This window comes from Mycobacterium terramassiliense, from assembly GCF_900157385.1.
In the GTDB taxonomy this organism is placed as follows: domain Bacteria; phylum Actinomycetota; class Actinomycetes; order Mycobacteriales; family Mycobacteriaceae; genus Mycobacterium; species Mycobacterium terramassiliense.
The window spans coordinates 339631-355988 of sequence record NZ_LT717700.1 but is presented as its reverse complement, the minus strand read 5'-3'; the positions used below and the strand labels follow the sequence as shown (position 1 = coordinate 355988).

Annotated in this window: 14 protein-coding genes and 1 pseudogene; 8 read left to right on the top strand and 7 right to left on the bottom strand. The window is 69.7% G+C overall.

What is annotated here, in order from left to right; translation table 11 throughout:
- Positions 1-6 precede the first annotated feature (6 nt).
- Positions 7-1077 carry a potassium channel family protein gene (locus MTAB308_RS09730; RefSeq protein WP_077099264.1) on the top strand — a complete coding sequence of 357 codons (1071 nt, stop codon included), beginning with the start codon at positions 7-9 and terminating at the stop codon, positions 1075-1077.
- A gap of 9 nt (positions 1078-1086) precedes the next feature.
- Entirely contained in the window at positions 1087-2019 is a 933-nt protein-coding gene (gene nudC / locus MTAB308_RS09725; RefSeq protein WP_077099263.1) for an NAD(+) diphosphatase, read from the top strand.
- A 5-nt stretch (positions 2020-2024) separates the two neighbouring features.
- Here the strand turns inward: nudC and mrx1 are convergent, their stop codons facing one another.
- Positions 2025-2276: a mycoredoxin Mrx1 gene (mrx1, locus tag MTAB308_RS09720; protein WP_077099262.1), complete on the bottom strand. Its 252-nt coding sequence runs from the start codon at positions 2274-2276 to the stop codon at positions 2025-2027.
- Positions 2277-2389: 113 nt separating this feature from the next.
- Here mrx1 and MTAB308_RS09715 point away from each other — a divergent pair, with 113 nt between their 5' ends.
- The 3 genes from MTAB308_RS09715 to MTAB308_RS09710 all read left to right on the top strand — a co-directional run bounded on the left by MTAB308_RS09715 (position 2390) and on the right by MTAB308_RS09710 (position 5155).
- Positions 2390-4492, top strand: coding sequence for an ATP-dependent DNA helicase UvrD2 (locus MTAB308_RS09715; protein ID WP_173842177.1), 2103 nt, complete (start codon positions 2390-2392; stop codon positions 4490-4492).
- Positions 4493-4589: 97 nt separating this feature from the next.
- Positions 4590-4751 carry a hypothetical protein gene (locus MTAB308_RS29250; RefSeq protein WP_173842146.1) on the top strand — a complete coding sequence of 54 codons (162 nt, stop codon included), beginning with the start codon at positions 4590-4592 and terminating at the stop codon, positions 4749-4751.
- 134 nt (positions 4752-4885) lie between these two features.
- The gene (locus MTAB308_RS09710; RefSeq protein WP_077099261.1) at positions 4886-5155 is read left to right on the top strand and encodes a WhiB family transcriptional regulator; all 270 of its coding nucleotides are present in this window, start codon (positions 4886-4888) and stop codon (positions 5153-5155) included.
- A 146-nt stretch (positions 5156-5301) separates the two neighbouring features.
- Here MTAB308_RS09710 and MTAB308_RS09705 read toward each other — a convergent pair whose 3' ends face one another.
- Positions 5302-6645 (bottom strand): macrolide-binding ATPase MABP-1, encoded by a 1344-nt coding sequence (locus MTAB308_RS09705; protein WP_077099260.1) that lies wholly within the window; start codon positions 6643-6645, stop codon positions 5302-5304.
- Positions 6646-6731: 86 nt separating this feature from the next.
- Here MTAB308_RS09705 and MTAB308_RS29245 point away from each other — a divergent pair, with 86 nt between their 5' ends.
- On the top strand, positions 6732-6905 hold the full coding sequence (locus tag MTAB308_RS29245; RefSeq protein WP_173842145.1) for a hypothetical protein: 174 nt from the start codon (positions 6732-6734) through the stop codon (positions 6903-6905).
- Positions 6906-6914: 9 nt separating this feature from the next.
- Here the strand turns inward: MTAB308_RS29245 and MTAB308_RS09700 are convergent, their stop codons facing one another.
- The 3 genes from MTAB308_RS09700 to MTAB308_RS09690 all read right to left on the bottom strand — a co-directional run bounded on the left by MTAB308_RS09700 (position 6915) and on the right by MTAB308_RS09690 (position 10045).
- A complete protein-coding gene (locus tag MTAB308_RS09700) occupies positions 6915-7784 on the bottom strand; it encodes a cyclodehydratase (RefSeq protein WP_077099259.1) in 870 nt (289 codons plus the stop codon).
- Between the two features lie 68 nt (positions 7785-7852).
- Positions 7853-8596 (bottom strand): C39 family peptidase, encoded by a 744-nt coding sequence (locus MTAB308_RS09695; RefSeq protein WP_077099258.1) that lies wholly within the window; start codon positions 8594-8596, stop codon positions 7853-7855.
- 75 nt (positions 8597-8671) lie between these two features.
- On the bottom strand, positions 8672-10045 hold the full coding sequence (locus MTAB308_RS09690; protein WP_077099257.1) for a zinc-dependent metalloprotease: 1374 nt from the start codon (positions 10043-10045) through the stop codon (positions 8672-8674).
- 96 nt (positions 10046-10141) lie between these two features.
- Here MTAB308_RS09690 and MTAB308_RS09685 point away from each other — a divergent pair, with 96 nt between their 5' ends.
- Both MTAB308_RS09685 and MTAB308_RS09680 read left to right on the top strand, forming a co-directional pair.
- Positions 10142-11164, top strand: coding sequence for a YlbL family protein (locus MTAB308_RS09685; RefSeq protein ID WP_077099256.1), 1023 nt, complete (start codon positions 10142-10144; stop codon positions 11162-11164).
- Between the two features lie 92 nt (positions 11165-11256).
- A pseudogene (locus MTAB308_RS09680) lies at positions 11257-14231 on the top strand (UPF0182 family protein).
- A gap of 76 nt (positions 14232-14307) precedes the next feature.
- Here the strand turns inward: MTAB308_RS09680 and MTAB308_RS09675 are convergent.
- Positions 14308-15333, bottom strand: a complete 1026-nt coding sequence (locus MTAB308_RS09675) for a TIGR03617 family F420-dependent LLM class oxidoreductase (protein ID WP_077099255.1) — start codon at positions 15331-15333, stop codon at positions 14308-14310.
- Between the two features lie 24 nt (positions 15334-15357).
- A complete protein-coding gene (locus MTAB308_RS09670; protein WP_216823656.1) occupies positions 15358-16332 on the bottom strand; it encodes a GlxA family transcriptional regulator in 975 nt (324 codons plus the stop codon).
- Between the last annotated feature and the right edge of the window lie 26 nt (positions 16333-16358).

The window sequence follows — 16358 nt, the reverse complement described above, 5'->3', positions numbered from 1 at the left end:
AGCGCCGTGGCCAACGGTAGGGCGCGCAAGCTGAGCGGTCTGGACGAGACGCTGACCGCCCAGCCGGGTCATCAGCTGGTGGGCGTGCTGCGCATCCCGGAGGACCACGCCAGCCCCACCCGGGTCATCGTGCGGCGCGTGGCGATCGCGTTGCTGGTGTTGTTCGGCGCCGCCGTCATCGTCTATCTGGACGCCGGCGGCTACCGCGACGTGCGCGGCCGGCCGCTTACCTTCCTGGATTGCCTCTATTTCTCCGCGGTGTCGCTGTCGACGACCGGCTATGGCGACATCACCCCGTACACCGAAACGGCGCGACTCGTCCACACCGTGATCTTCACGCCGCTGCGGATCGCGTTCCTGGCGGTGTTGGTCGGCACGACGCTCGAGGTGCTCTCGGAGCGATCGCGGCAGGCGTGGAAGATCCAGCGTTGGAGGAGCAAAGTGCGCAACCACACGATCGTGATCGGCTACGGCACGAAGGGCAAAACGGCGGTCGCGGCCATCCTCGGCGACGAAGAGGCTCAGGGTGAGATCGTCGTCGTCGACACCGATCGCTCCGCCCTCGAACACGCCGCGTCGGCCGGCCTGGTCACCGTCCACGGCGACGCCACGAAATCCGATGTGCTGCGGCTCGCCGGGGCGCAACACGCGGCGTCGATCGTCGTCGCCACCAGTCGCGACGACACCGCCGTGCTCGTCACCCTGACGGCGCGGGAGATCGCGACGAAGGCCAAGATCGTCGCGTCGATCCGCGAAGCCGAGAACCAGCACCTGCTGCAGCAGTCGGGCGCCGACTCGGTGGTGGTCTCCTCGGAAACCGCGGGCCGGCTGCTCGGCCTCGCCACCACCACGCCGAGCGTGGTGGAGATGATCGAGGACCTGCTGACCCCCGACGCCGGGCTGGCGATCGCCGAACGCGAGGTCGAACAGACCGAGATCGGCGGATCCCCAAGGCATTTGCGCGACATCGTGCTGGGCGTGGTGCGCGACGGCCACCTGCTGCGCATCGGCGCCCCCGAGGTGGACGCGATCGAGGCCAGCGACCGGCTGCTCTACATCCGCCACGCGGGACATTAGGCCCGGCGCGTGGACTTCCAGCTACAGAGCGTTCCGCTGCTCTCGCGCGTCGGCGCCGACCGGGCCGACCAACTGCGCACCGACGTCGAGGCGGCGGCCGCGGGCTGGGCGGACGCGGCGCTGTTGAGCGTGGATTCGCGCAACCAGGTGCTGGTCGCCGACGGCCGGGTGCTGCTGGGGAACGCGGCGGCACTGGGCGACAAGCCGCCGCCGGAAGCGGTGTTCCTGGGCCGCATCGAGGGCGGCCGCCACGTGTGGGCCGTCCGCGGCGCGCTGCAGGCGCCCGAGGATCCCGACGTGGCGGCCGAGGTGGTGAACCTGCGCAGCCTCGGCCGCATCTTCGACGACACCAGCAGCCAACTGGTGTCCTCGGCCCTCGCGCTGCTGAATTGGCATGACAGCGCCCGCTTCAGCGCGGCGGACGGCTCGCCGACACGGCCGGCCAGGGGCGGCTGGTCGCGGGTGAACCCGGTCACCGGTCACGAGGAGTTCCCGCGCATCGACCCGGCGGTGATCTGCCTCGTCCACGACGGCGGCGACCGCGCGGTGCTGGCCCGCCAGGCCGTGTGGCCGGAGCGGATGTTCTCCCTGCTGGCCGGGTTCGTGGAGGCCGGCGAGTCGTTCGAAGTGTGCGTCGCGCGGGAGATCCGCGAGGAAATCGGCCTGACCGTGCGCGACGTGCGCTATCTGGGCAGCCAGCCCTGGCCGTTTCCGCGCTCGCTGATGGTCGGCTTCCACGCCGTGGGCGACCCGGACGAGGAGTTCTCGTTCAACGACGGCGAGATCGCCGAGGCGCAATGGTTCACCCGCGACGAGGTGCGCGCCGCCCTCGCGGCCGGCGACTGGGGCAGCGCGTCGGAATCCGGCGAGTCGAAACTCCTGCTGCCCGGCTCGATTTCGATCGCGCGCGTGATCATCGAGTCCTGGGCCGGGCTGGACTGAACGGGCTAGCCGACTTCGGCCAGCTTCGCCTTGACCTGAGCCGCGCTGGGGTTGGTCAGCGTGGATCCGTCCGCGAACTTGACCGTCGGGACCGTCCGGTTGCCGCCGTTGACCGAACCGACGAACTCCGCCGCCGCGGGGTCGTGCTCGATGTCGACCTCGTCATAGGAGATCCCGTCGGACTTGAGTGCCGTCTTGAGCCGGTGGCAGAAGCCACACCAGGACGTCGAGTAAACCGTGACCGGAGCGTTGGACATAGCCCGCTCAACGTAGCGCAGCGACGGGCAATTCCGCGAGCAACGCAAGTCACGCACGCGCCGCGGCGTGTTTGTCGGCGACTCCTGCTTTCATGGAAGCCAAGATGAAGCCCATGCCGATGGTCGCCGACGCACTGACCGCCGAGCTGGACGACGAGCAGCGCGAGGCCGTGTTGGCTCCCCGGGGGCCGGTTTGCGTGCTCGCGGGCGCCGGGACGGGGAAGACCCGGACCATCACGCACCGCATCGCCCAGCTGGTCGCGGGTGGACACGTGGCGGCCGGTCAGGTGCTGGCGGTCACCTTCACCCAGCGGGCGGCGGGGGAGATGCGCGCCAGGTTGCGTGCGCTCGCCCATGGCGCCCACGCCGGCTCGGGGGTGGGCGCCGTGCAGGCCCTGACCTTCCACGCGGCCGCGCACCGCCAGCTCCGTTACTTCTGGCCGCGCGTGGTCGGGGACACCGGCTGGCAGCTGCTCGACAGCAAGTTCCCGGTCGTGGCGAGGGCCGCCAGCCGCTGCCGGCTCAATGTCAGCACCGACGACGTGCGCGACCTGGCCGGCGAGATCGAGTGGGCCAAGGCCTCGCTCATCGGCCCCGAGGAGTATCCGTCGGCGGTGGCCGACGTCGGCCGCGATGCCCCGATGGACGCCAAGCAGATCGCGGCCGTCTACTCCGCCTACGAGGCCCTCAAGGTGCGCGACGAGTCGATGGCGCTGCTGGACTTCGACGACCTGCTGCTGCACACCGCGGCCGCGATCGAGAACGACGCCGCCGTGGCCGAAGAGTTCCGTGACCGGTACCGCTGCTTTGTCGTCGACGAGTACCAGGACGTCACCCCGCTGCAGCAGCGCGTGCTCGACGCCTGGCTCGGCGGTCGCGACGACCTCACCGTCGTCGGCGACGCCAACCAGACCATCTACTCGTTCACCGGGGCCACGCCGCGGTTCCTGCTCGACTTCTCGCGGCGGTTCCCGGACGCCACGGTGGTGCGCCTGGAACGCGACTACCGGTCCACCCCCCAGGTGGTGTCGCTGGCCAACCAGGTGATCGCCGCGGCGCGCGGCCGGGTCGCCGGCAGCAAGCTGCAGCTGTCGGGGCAGCGCGCACCGGGCCCGGTGCCCTCGTTTCACGAGCACACCGACGAAACCGCCGAGGCCGCCGCGGTCGCGGCATCGATCGGCCGGCTGATCGAATCCGGCACGCCGCCGTCGGAGATCGCGGTGCTCTACCGGGTCAACGCGCAATCCGAGGTCTACGAGGAGGCCCTGACCGAGGCCGGCATCACCTACCAGATCCGCGGCGGGGAGGGGTTTTTCAACCGCCAGGAGATCAAGCAGGCGCTGCTGGCGCTGCAGCGCGCGGCGGCCCGGGGAGCCGAGGGCCCGCTATCCGAGGTCGTCCGCGCGGTGCTGGAGCCCCTGGGGCTGACGGCCGAGGAACCGACCGGCACCCGGGCCCGGGATCGCTGGGAGGCGCTGGCGGGGCTGGCCGAGCTGGTCGACGACGAAGTCGCGCAGCGCCCGCGGCTCGACCTGCCCGGCCTGGTGGCCGAGCTGCGCCTGCGCGCCGACGCGCGGCACCCACCCGTCGTGCAGGGCGTCACGCTGGCCTCGCTGCACGCCGCCAAGGGACTCGAGTGGGACGCGGTGTTCCTGGTCGGATTGGCCGACGGCACGCTGCCCATCTCGCACGCGCTGGCGCACGGCCCCGAAAGCGAGGCCGTCGAGGAGGAGCGCCGGCTGCTCTACGTCGGAATCACCAGGGCGCGAGTCCATTTGGCGCTCAGCTGGGCGCTGGCCCGCAGCCCGGGCGGGCGGCAGAGCCGCAAGCCGTCGCGGTTCCTCAACGGCATCGCGCCGCAGGCCCGCGCCGACGCCGCGCCGGCCAAGTCCCGGCGCGCCCGGGGCGCCGCCACGCGCTGCCGGATCTGCAACAACAACCTGACCACCCCGGCGGCCATCATGCTGCGGCGGTGCGAGACGTGTGCGGCCGACATCGACGAGGAGTTGTTGCTGCGGCTCAAGGCCTGGCGCCTCGACGTGGCCAAGGAGCAGAAGGTGCCCGCCTACGTCGTCTTCAGCGACAACACCCTGATCGCGATCGCCGAGCTGCTGCCCGGCGACGAATCGGCGCTGATCGCGATCCCGGGTATCGGCGCGCGCAAGCTCGAACAGTACGGGCCCGACGTGCTGGAGCTGGTCCGCGCGGCCCGCTGAGGGAAATCGCAGGTCAGAAAATCGGTTGTCGGGACCGGCCGCTACCCTTTACCCTCGAAACCGCACATTGCTGCCAGCTGAGAGGAGGGTCGCCACGATGATCACCAACGCGTTCGGTGTAGGCGTGGCGGCCGCGGTGCTCGCTGAAGGCCGGTCCGAGGCTACCTCCCGTGCCGCCCACGCCGCCGCGCCGGCGGCAGCGGTCAAGCACCGTATCGCCGCCGCGACCGACGCGTCCGTGGATTGGGGCCATACCTAGCTAGCCCCCCTTGAAGATGGCCACGGACCCGAAGTCAGCAGGATCCGTGGCCACAGTTATTTGGGTCGAGCGCCGCCCAACCTGGTCCGGATCACGAAGGACAACCACCCGACCAGGAAGCAGGTGAGCAGGACATGTCGGCATTGCCCGTCCGAAGACCGACGCCGCTGGAGTTGCCTTGTCACGTCGACGATCCCGACCTGTGGTTCGCCGAGGCCCCGGCCGACCTCGAGCGCGCCAAGACGCTGTGCGCGGCCTGCCCGGTGCGCCGGCAGTGCCTGGCCGCGGCGCTGGAACGGGCCGAGCCGTGGGGCGTGTGGGGCGGCGAAATTTTCGAGCGCGGCTCGATCGTGACCCGCAAGCGCCCGCGTGGGCGCCCCCGCAAGGACGTCGTCGCCGCCTAGAAAGAACACTCCACCGCGAAAGTGCAACTGCCGACGCGTTTCCCGAGAGCGACCGTCGGTAGTTGCACCCTCGCGGCGCCAGAGCCGCCTCGCAGCGACAGAGCCGCCTAGACGGCGCCAGAGCCGCCTCGCGGCGCCAGAGCCGCCTAGACGGCGGCGGTGTCGGGCTCGGCGAAGCCGGGGATCAGTTCCTCCGACAGCGCCTTGATCGGCACGTGCGCGTCCAGCTGGCACAGGATCGCGGCCACCGAAGCGATGACGCGCATCGGTATCGCCAGCTTGGGCGGCAGGTCCATCTGCCGGGCCGTCTTGATCTGCGAGACCGAGCGGTCGATCTGCACCACGGTCATCTTCTGCAGCCACTTGCGGGTGTAGTGGAAGACGTCGACCTCGATGGGCTCGACGTACTGGCGCAGCATCTCGTCGATGTCGCGCACCGAGACCTGCTGGCCCTTCTGGATGAAGCCGACCTTCTCCATCGTCGGCAACAGCAGGTCGTAGTTCTTGTCGCGGGCCAACCGGATCGTCATGCCCAGCTCGACGGGATAGCCGCCGGGCAGCGGCGCGACGGCACCGAAGTCGATGACGCCCATCCGCCCGTCGGGCATCAGCATGAAGTTCCCCGGGTGGGCGTCGCCGTGCAGCATTTCCAGCCGGCGGGGCGCGTCGAAGGTGAGCTCGAGCAGGCGGGTGCCGATCAGGTCGCGCTGCTCGGTGGTTCCGTTGCGGATGATCTCCGCCATGTGGATCCCCTCGATCCACTCCTGGACCACCACCTTGGGCGCGCTGGCCACGACGTGGGGCACCAGGAAGTGCGGGCTGTCGTGATACGCCTTGGCGAACTTGCGCTGGTTGTCGGCCTCCAGCCGGTAGTCCAGTTCCATCTCGGTGCGCTGAACCAATTCGTCGACCACGCCCTGGACGTCGGCGCCCGGCGAGAGCTGCTTGAGCACGCCGACCATGCGCTGCATGGTCTTGAGGTCGGCGCGCAGCGCCTCGTCGGCGCCCGGGTACTGGATCTTCACGGCCACCTCGCGGCCGTCGGCCCACACCGCCTTGTGCACCTGGCCGATGCTGGCCGAGGCCACCGGGGTGTCGTCGAACGAGCTGAACCGCTCCCGCCACTTGGTGCCCAGCTGGGCGTCGAGCACGCGGTGCACCTTGGCCGCGGGCAGCGGCGGGGCGTCCTTCTGCAGCTTGGTCAACGCCTCGCGGTAGGGCTCGCCGTAGTCCTCGGGGATGGCGGCCTCCATCACCGACAGTGCCTGGCCGACCTTCATCGCCCCGCCCTTGAGCTCACCGAGCACGGTGAACAACTGGTTGGCGGCCTTCTCCAGCATCTCGGCCTGGACTTCGTCGCGCGACTTGCCCGTCAACCGTTTGCCGAAGCCGAGCGCCGCCCGACCGGCGAAGCCGACGGGAATGCTGGCCAGCTTCGCGTTTCGCGCAGCACGGCCGCGTTTGATGTCTGACACACATCCATCATCCATGACGCTCGGCGCACCGCGCGGTCGATCCGGCCATAGGTTGTCCCTGGCATGAAACACGGTTCGCGAGGGTGGTACAGGAGAAAGCCATGGCAGCAAAGCAAGCGCAGCACGACACCGCCGAAGCCCTGTTCAGGGCGATCATCGAAACGCTGGACAAGAACCGCAAGGACGGCACCCTGACCGCGGAGATATTGGAGGAACTCGCCAAGGCGTACGCGTCGGTCTCGACGTGCGTCCCGGAACAGGGACGGCTCGGGTAGCGCCGGGGCTCAGCACGGGCACAGCGGGTGCTTCGTCCATTGGCGCGCGACGATCGAGCCCGCGTTGAGGTCGAACTCCAGCGTGGCGTTCAGCGCCGGCGGCGGCGCGGGATCGGGCACGGGCTGCTGCCCGCGCACCGCCGCGATCACCCGGTTCACCTGGCTGAGCGCCAGCGCCGCCGTCGCGAGCAGCGTGGCCCGGTCGGCCACCCCGACGGTGTCGCGCAGCTGGGCGGCGATCGCCGGCCACGAGGCGTCGCGGTCGCTGCGGTGCAGGTCGGCGCAGCCCAGGCAGCTGGTCACGCCGGGGATGACCAGCGGGCCGACCAGGCCGGTGCCGTCGCGCACCCGGACCGGGAGGTGCGGCACGCCCCGGCCGTGCAGGTCGCGCACCATGCGCGGGTCGGCGACCAGGTAATCGGACAGCACCACCAGGTCCACCGCGTCGGGCGACACGGCGGCGTGCGGCTGGCTGCTGTGCGCGATGCGGGCCCCCGAACAGCGCAGCGCCTCCACGAGCAGCTCGGACAGCGGGCCCCGGCCGTGGATCCGGATCGACGCCGCCCGCCCGCGGGGCCGCCGGCATTCGGTCGCCACGCCGGCGCCGACCAGTTGCGCGACGAGGTTGGCCAGGCCCTGGGCGTCCCGCAAGCCGCGGCCGACCGCGTGCCGCCGCAACTCGCAGAGGGGCGTGGGCGAGCGCATGGACCGCAGCAGGGCGGCGACGTCGGCCGCGGCCAGGCCGCGCGGCGGACGGACCAGCACGGCGCGCCGCGGATCCCAGCCGACCTGCACGGTGCCGTCCGGCCGCAGCAGCACCGGCATCGCCGGGTCGAGCGCGTACAGCGAAAGCACCGACTTGGACGTGGCCTGGGCCATGGGTTGCGACTGTGCCACGCCGACGGCGCGCGCCGCGCTCAGTTATCCACAGCGCCGCCGTCGCACCGTCACGAGGTCACGACGATCGATTTCTGCCCGACCTTCCAGGCGGTCATGAAACGTTTGATGCTGACCTTCGTGTTGGCGTGGTCGGCGTAGGGGTCGTTGAGGTGGACGGTCTCGTTGTCGGTGTCGACCCCGGTGACCACGAGCAGGTGATCGGGCGTGGTGCGCTGGTCGTCGCTGTTCAAAATGGTTCCGCCGTTGACCCACGCGATGACCTTGCGGCCGGCGCCGAGGTACTGCTCCAGCGCCGGCAGCCCCGTCTGGTCGGGTTGGGTGTCGTAGACCATGCGCGACTTGATGCCGTAGTGCTCGAGCAACACGACCGTGTCGGCCATGTCGATGCCGCCGGCGTCGGTTTCGTGGCCCGGGTCACCGGTGGGAAGGTAGATCGGGCCGTCGCGGATCACCGAGGGTGTGTTCTGGGCCAGCTTGATGATCTGCTTCTCCGTCGGGGCGTTGCCGGTGACCTCGCCGACCACATCGGCCACGGAAGCCAGCCCACAGGTGTCCTCCAGCGACTGCTGCACCCAGTATCTGGCCGCCGCATCCGGGTCGCCGTACACGCCGTCGGCACTCGTCCGTGCCGTCGCCGGCGGGTTGCCGTACGTGCTGGCGGAGGTAGCCGGTGGCATCCCCGCACGCGGGGACGGTGGCGCCGGGCCGCACGCCGACACCGACGCAACGCCGGCCACACCGATACAAGCCACCGCCAGGGCAGCGCGCACCCCGGTGGCGATCCTGATCATGTTCGCTCGCAAAGAGTCGGTCCGACGATCGATTGGCCTGCAACGTAGCACCGTCGGCAAACGGCCGCGACCCGATCAGTTGTCGCCGGCACCGCCGCCCGGCTCATCGGCGCCGGGGCCTTCTTCCAATTTGGCGATGGCCTCGTCGATGCCGCTGGTGTCCCCGCCGATGATGCGGTCGATGAACCCGGCCGGCTCGTCGAGATCCTCCGCGCCGGGCAGCAGGTCCGGGTGCTGCCAGACGGCATCGCGGGCGTCGACGCCGGCGGCCTCGGTCAGCCGCTCCCACAGCGCGGCGGCCTCCCGCAGCTTGCGCGGCCGCAGCTCGAGACCGACCAGCGTCGCGAACGTCTGCTCGGCCGGGCCGCCGCTGGCCCGGCGCCGGCGCAGCGTCTCGCTCAGCGCGGCCGTGCCCGGGATCCGATCGCCGAGGGCGGCCGTGACCACCACCTGCACCCAGCCCTCGATCAAGGCCAGCAGGGTCTCGAGCCGCTCCAGCGCCTGCTGCTGCTCCGGGGTGGCCTTCGGCTCGAAAACGCCCTGGCCGAGCAGGCTCTCGATGGCCGCCGGATCCGACAGCGACGCCGGATTGAAGTCGCGCGCCAGCTCCTCGATCCCGCTCATGTCGATCTTCATGCCCCGGGCGTAGGCCTCGACCGCCCCCAGCAACTGACTGGACAGCCACGGCACGTGGCCGAACAGCCGGTGGTGCGCGGCCTCGCGCGCGGCCAGGAAGGTCAGGATCTCGCTGCGCGGCTGCTCGAGTCCGGCGGCGAACGATTCGAGCGCGTCGGGCAGTATCGCGGCGATCCCCTTGGGGCCGAGCGGCAGCCCGATGTCGGTCGAGGTCAACACCTCACGCGACAGCCGGCCCAGCGCCTGGCCCAGCTGCGAGCCGAAGGCCATGCCGCCCATCTGCGACATCATCGCCAACAGCGGACCCGCCATGCTCTTGGCCTCGTCCGGCAACGACGACGCCCACACCGTGGCGATCTGCTCGGCCATCGGATCGCAGAGCCGCTTCCAGGTCTGAAGCGTGTTGTCGACCCAGTCGGTGGGGCTCCAGCCCACCGCCTTCGACGTGCCCGCGGGCAGCGCCGTGGCGCCGTCCAGCCAGGTCTCGGCGAGGTGGACCGCATCGGCGATCGCCTTGGTCATCGATGCGGGGATGGGTGCGACGAACCCGATCGAGCTGGACGCCACCCGCCGGGCCAGCTCGTAGTTGACCGGTCCCGACGCCTTGCCCCCGGTCGCGACGCTGCCCGCGCTGCTGAACATCTGGCCCAGCTGGGTGAAGATCTGGCCCAGGTCGCCCATGCCGAAATCCCCGCTCAGGCCGAAGGCGCCCAACGGGTCGGACGCCCCCGAGCCGGAATCGGGATCCTTCTTCCCGTGCTTCTCGTGCTCCGGGTCCTCGCCGGAGGAGAAGCCGAAAGGCACGTCAGGCATATCGCTAACGGTACTCACCGGTGGAATGCGGCGCGCGATCTCGGGTCACGCTCGTAGCTGAACGGGGCCGGCCGGGGTTTGGTTAGGGTAAGCGGCGTGAACAGGCGGATCCTGACCTTGCTCGTCGCACTCGTGCCGATCGTCGTTTTCGGCGTGCTGCTCGCGGTGGTGACGGTGCCGTTCGTGTCGCTGGGGCCGGGTCCGACGTTCGACACGCTCGGTGAGGTCGACGGCAAGCAGGTCGTCGCGATCGAGGGCACCGTGACGCACCCGACGACCGGACACCTCAACATGACGACGGTGTCCCAGCGCGACGAGCTGAGCCTGGGCGAAGCGCTGACGCTGTGGCTGTCAGGACAGGAACAGCTGGTGCCCCGCGATCTCGTCTACCCGCCGGGCAAGTCGCGGGACGAGGTCGACAAGGCCAACAACGCCGACTTCAAGCAGTCGGAGGACAGCGCCGAGTACGCCGCCCTGGGGTACCTCAAGTACCCGGCTGCGGTGACCGTCGCGACGGTCACCGACCCCGGGCCGTCGGCGGGCAAGCTGAAGTCCGGTGATGCCATCGACGCGGTCAACGGCACGCCGGTGGCCACCGTCGAGCAGTTCACCGGATATCTGAAAAACACCAAGCCCGGCCAGGTTTTGACCATCGACTACCGCCGCAAGAACGAGCCGGCCGGGGTTGCGCAAATTACGCTGGGAACGAACAAGGACCGCGACTACGGCTTCATGGGCGTGGCGGTGCTCGACGCGCCCTGGGCGCCGTTCACCGTCGACTTCAACCTCGCCAACGTGGGCGGCCCGTCGGCCGGGCTGATGTTCAGCCTCGCGGTCGTCGACAAGCTCACCACCGGCGACTTGGCCGGTTCCAAGTTCATCGCGGGCACCGGGACCATCTCCATCGACGGCAAGGTGGGCCAGATCGGCGGCATCACCCACAAGATGGTCGCCGCGCACGCGGCCGGGGCCACGGTGTTTCTGGTGCCCGCCAAGAATTGCTACGAGGCGAGCTCGGACAATCCGTCCGGCTTGCGCTTGGTGAAGGTGGAGACCCTCACCCAGGCGGTGGATGCGTTGCACGCGATCACGTCGGGGGGTCAGCCGCCCGGTTGCTAGCCCGGCCGGGCGGCCGCGCGAGATGCGTACAGTTGTGAGCTAGAAATCCCGGAATTTCAGAGCCCAGCCATAACGATCAGGGAGCGTAGCCAGTGGGGATGCGGCCCACCGCACGGATGCCGAAGCTGACTCGGCGCAGCCGGATTCTGATCCTGATCGCACTGGGTGTGATCGTTTTGCTGCTCGCCGGCCCGCGGCTGATCGACGCCTACGTCGACTGGCTGTGGTTCGGTGAGCTCGGCTACCGCTCGGTGTTCACCACCGTGCTGGTCACCCGCATCGTGGTCTTTCTGGTCGCCGGCCTGCTGGTCGGCGGCATCGTGTTCGCCGGGCTCGCCGTGGCCTACCGCACCCGGCCCGTGTTCGTGCCGAGCAACAACAACGATCCCGTGGCGCGCTACCGCGCCGTCGTGGTTGCGCGGCTGCGGGTGGTGGGCATCGGTGTCCCGGTGGCCGTGGGACTGCTGGCCGGCATCATCGCGCAGAGCTACTGGGTGCGGGTGCAGCTCTTCCTGCATGGCGGGAACTTCGGCATCAGGGATCCGCAGTTCGGCAAGGATCTCGGCTTCTACGCGTTCGAGCTGCCGTTCTACCGGCTCCTGCTCAGCTACATGTTCGTCGCGGTGTTCCTGGCCTTGCTGGCGAACGTGCTGTCGCACTACATCTTTGGCGGCATCCGGCTGTCCGGTCGCACCGGGGCGCTGAGCCGCTCGGCGCGGATCCAGCTGGTGACCCTGGTCGGGCTGCTGGTGCTGCTCAAGGCCCTCGCCTATTGGCTGGACCGCTACGAGCTGCTGTCGCACACCCGCGGCGGCAAGCCGTTCACCGGTGCGGGCTACACCGACATCAACGCGGTGCTGCCGGCGAAGCTGATCCTGATGGCGATCGCGGTGATCTGCGCTGCCGCGGTGTTCTCCGCAATCACCCTGCGCGACTTGCGGATTCCGGCGATCGGGCTGGTGCTGTTGCTGCTGTCGTCGTTGATCGTGGGCGCCGGGTGGCCGCTGATCGTCGAGCAGATCAGCGTCAGACCCAATGCGGCACAAAAGGAGAGCGAGTACATCAGCCGCAGCATCGCCGCGACGCGTCAGGCCTACGGCCTGACGTCCGACCAGGTCAGCTACCGCAACTACACCGGCGACGGGCAGGCCACGGCGCAGCAGGTCGCGGCCGACCGGGCAACCACCTCCAACATCCGGCTGCTGGATCCCACGATCGTCAGCCCGGCGTTCACCCAGTTCCAGCAGGGCAAGAACTTCTACTACTTCCCGGACCAGCTCTCCATCGACCGCTACCTCGACCGCAACGGGGCGCTGCGTGACTATGTCGTGGCCGCCCGGGAACTCAACCCCGACCGGCTGATCGACAACCAGCGGGACTGGATCAACCGCCACACCGTCTACACCCACGGGAACGGCTTCATCGCCTCGCCGGCCAACACGGTGCGCGGAATCGCCAACGACCCCAACCAAAACGGCGGCTATCCCGAATTCCTGGCCAACGTCGTCGGCGCCAACGGCAGCATCGTGTCCGACGGGCCGGCGCCGCTGGACCAGCCGCGCATCTACTACGGACCGGTCATCTCCAATACCTCCGCCGACTACGCGATCGTCGGGCGCAACGGCACCGACCGCGAATACGACTACGAGACCAGCACCGAAACCAAGAACTACACCTACACCGGGCTCGGGGGCGTGCCGGTCGGCGACTGGTTGTCGCGCAGCGTGTTCGCCGCCAAGTTCGCCGAGCGAAACTTCTTGTTCTCCAACGTGATCGGCTCCAACAGCAAGATCCTGTTCAACCGCGATCCGGCGCGGCGGGGGGAGGCGGGGGCGCCGTGGCTGACGACCGACAGCGCCGTGTACCCGGCGATCGTCAACAAGCGGCTGGTGTGGATCATCGACGGCTACACCACTTTGGACAACTACCCGTACTCGGAGTTGACGTCCCTGGAATCGGCCACCGCCGACTCCACCGAGGTGGCGTTCAACCGGCTGGCGCCCGACAAGAAGGTGTCCTACATCCGTAACTCGGTGAAGGCCACCGTGGATGCCTACGACGGGACCGTCACGCTGTATCAGCAGGACGAACAGGATCCGGTGCTGAAGGCGTGGATGCAGGTGTTCCCCGGCACCGTCAAGCCCAAGAGCGACATCACCCCCGAGCTCGCCGAGCACCTGCGTTACCCCGAGGACCTGTTCAAGGTGCAGCGGATGCTGCTGGCCAAGTACCACGTCAACGACCCGGTGACGTTCTTCTCCACCTCCGATTTCTGGGACGTGCCGCTCGACCCTAACCCCACCGCCAGCAGCTATCAGCCGCCCTATTACATCGTCGCGAAAAACATTGCGAAGAACGATAATTCGGCCTCATACCAGTTGATCAGTGCGATGAACAGGTTCAAGCGCGACTACCTGGCGGCCTACATCAGCGCCAGCTCGGACCCGGCGACGTACGGCAGGATCACCGTGCTCACCATCCCGGGTCAGGTCAACGGCCCGAAGCTGGCCAACAACGCCATCACCACCGACCCGGCGGTATCCCAGGACCTCGGCGTGATCGGGCGTGACAACCAGAACCGGATCCGGTGGGGCAACCTGCTCACCCTGCCGGTGGGCCAGGGCGGCCTGCTCTACGTCGAACCCGTCTACGCCTCGCCGGGGGCCAGCGACGCCGCGTCGTCCTACCCGCGGCTGATCCGGGTGGCGATGATGTACAACGACAAGATCGGCTACGGCCCCACCGTGAGCGACGCCCTCAACGGGCTGTTCGGGCCCGGCGCGGGCGCGACGGCGACCGGAATCCAGCCCACCGAGCCCGGCGCGGCCCCCCCAGCCCCGGCGCCCCACCGGCTCCCGCCGCGCCTCCGGGGCCGCCGCCGGCCGCGGTTCCTCCGGCGCCGGACGGCTCGGTGACGCTGTCGGCGGCCAAGGCCGCCGCCCTGCAGGACATCCAGGCGGCGATCGGCGCGGCGAAAGACGCCCAAAAGAAGGGCGATTTCGCCGCCTACGGCGCCGCGCTGCAGCGGCTGGACGACGCGATCAACAAATACAACGCCACGAAATAGCCTTCCCGTCGCGGGCGTGCGTGTCGGTCCGCCGACACGCCGTAAACCGCGGCATTCCGCGCACCCTCACGCGGCGCTAACCGGCCCGTAGCCGGCGGGCCACCTCGCCGTAGCGCTCGAAGCGCTCGGGGTCGCCCTGCGCTCCAAAAGCGTTGTACAGCACCAGGCGGGTCGCGACCCCCGCGTACTTCTCGCTCAGCGCGCCGGCCAGCGCGTCCCATGTCGACTCGGTGGCGAACGCGGCGATGTGCTCGTCGGTGATCTGGGCCGCCATGCCGGCGAAGTCCCCGGCCTTCTGCTTCTCCCGGATGCGGGCCGTGGTGCCCTCGAATCCCGCCTCGTCCCAGATGAACGCGTAATTGGGGGTGCTGCCGTAGAAGGACATGCTGGCCCGCACCGACTCGCGCTCGCGGGCGCGCTCCTCGTCGCTGTCGCCGACGATGGTCATCACCGGCACGATCATCGCGATGTCCGACGGCGAGCGCCCTGCCTTGGCGGCTCCGTCCGCGACGTTGGGCACGACGTGACGGGCCAGGTAGCCGGGCTCGCCGAGCGGGTGGACGTGCACGCCGTCGGCGACCTCGCCGGCCATCCGCAGCATCCACGGATTCACCGCCGCCACATCGACTTTCGGGTCGGGCGCGTCGATGGGTCCGGCGCTCCACTGCGGGGTGATGAAGTCGAGGTCGTAGAACTCGCCGTGATGCTCCAGTGCACCCGTCCGGAACGCGGCGAAGCACGCCTTCACCGCCAGCACGTAGTCGCGCAGCCGCGGACCGGGCCGCTCGAAGGCCATCCCGTAGCGCCGGACCACGTGCGTCCGCACCTGCGTGCCGAGGCCGAGCCGGAACTTCCCGCCGGTCGACTCCTGCAGCTCCCAGGCGGTGGCCGCGGTGACGAAGGGGCTGCGCGGAAACGCCACCGCGACCCCGGTGGACAGCTCGAGGCCGGGCGCGGACTGCGAGGCGACGGCGGCGTTGAGGTAGGGCGTGCGCCCGGTCTCGGTCAACAGCAGCCCGGAGAACCCGGCGGCCTGCGACCGGCGGGCCAGATCGCCGATCTTGTCCAGCGGTTGGGGAACCGTCATCACGTCGATGTGCATGGCGGAACAGTATGCCGGAAGGTTTCAGCCGCGCGATGCCGTGCGGAACCTCTCCCGGTAGGCCTTCGGCGAGACGCCGAGGTGGTCGACGAACACCCGCCGGAGGCTTTCCGTGCTACCGAACCCGGCGATGCGCGCCGTGTCGGCGACGCTGCGTCCGGCGTCGAGCGCGGCGCGGGCGGCGTCGATGCGCACCATCTCGACGTAGCGGGCCGGCGTCGTGCCGAGCTCGGATTGGAACAGCCGCGTCAGCTGCCGCGTGCTCAAGGAAGCCTGCGCCGCGAGCGCTTGCACGCTGTGGTTGGCCGCCGGGTCGGCCGAGATTGCCTCGGCGACCTTGCGCAGCGGAGACTGCGGCGGGGGGTCGGCCTCGACCAGCACCGAGAATTGCGACTGTCCGCCCGCGCGCTTGAGATAGACGACCAACCACCGGGCCACGTCGCGGACGAGCTCGGTGCCGTGATCCATCTCGACGAGCGCCAGCGCGAGGTCGATGCCCGACGACACCCCCGCCGAGGTGAAGACGTCGCCGTCGCGGACGAAAATCGCGTCGGGCTCGACGGTGACGGTCGGAAAGGCCCGGGCGAACAGCCGGGCGTCGTGCCAGTGCGTGGTCGCGCGCCGGCCGTTGAGCAGCCCGGCCTGCGCCAGGATGAACGACCCCGTGCAGATCGAGGCCAGCCGCCGGGTCCGGTCCGCGGCCGACTTGACCGCGTCGACAAGCTCGGGGTCGATCGCCCGCCGCGGCAGGTCGTCGCTGCCGGCGACCATGACGGTGTCGGCCGACTCGATCGACGACAGGGCGTCCGTGACGCCCAACCGGGTCCCGATCGAGGTGGTGACGTCGCGCCCATCCACCGACGCGATCTTGAGCCGATAGTCGGCGCCGAACCGGTTGGCTTCGGCGAACACCTCGCCCGCCCCCGCGACGTCCAGCATCGTCACGTCGTCGAAGACGACGATGACTATCACGCGCGACTGCCCGGCGGCTTTAGCCACGCACACATTGTGTCGCAATCCATGGG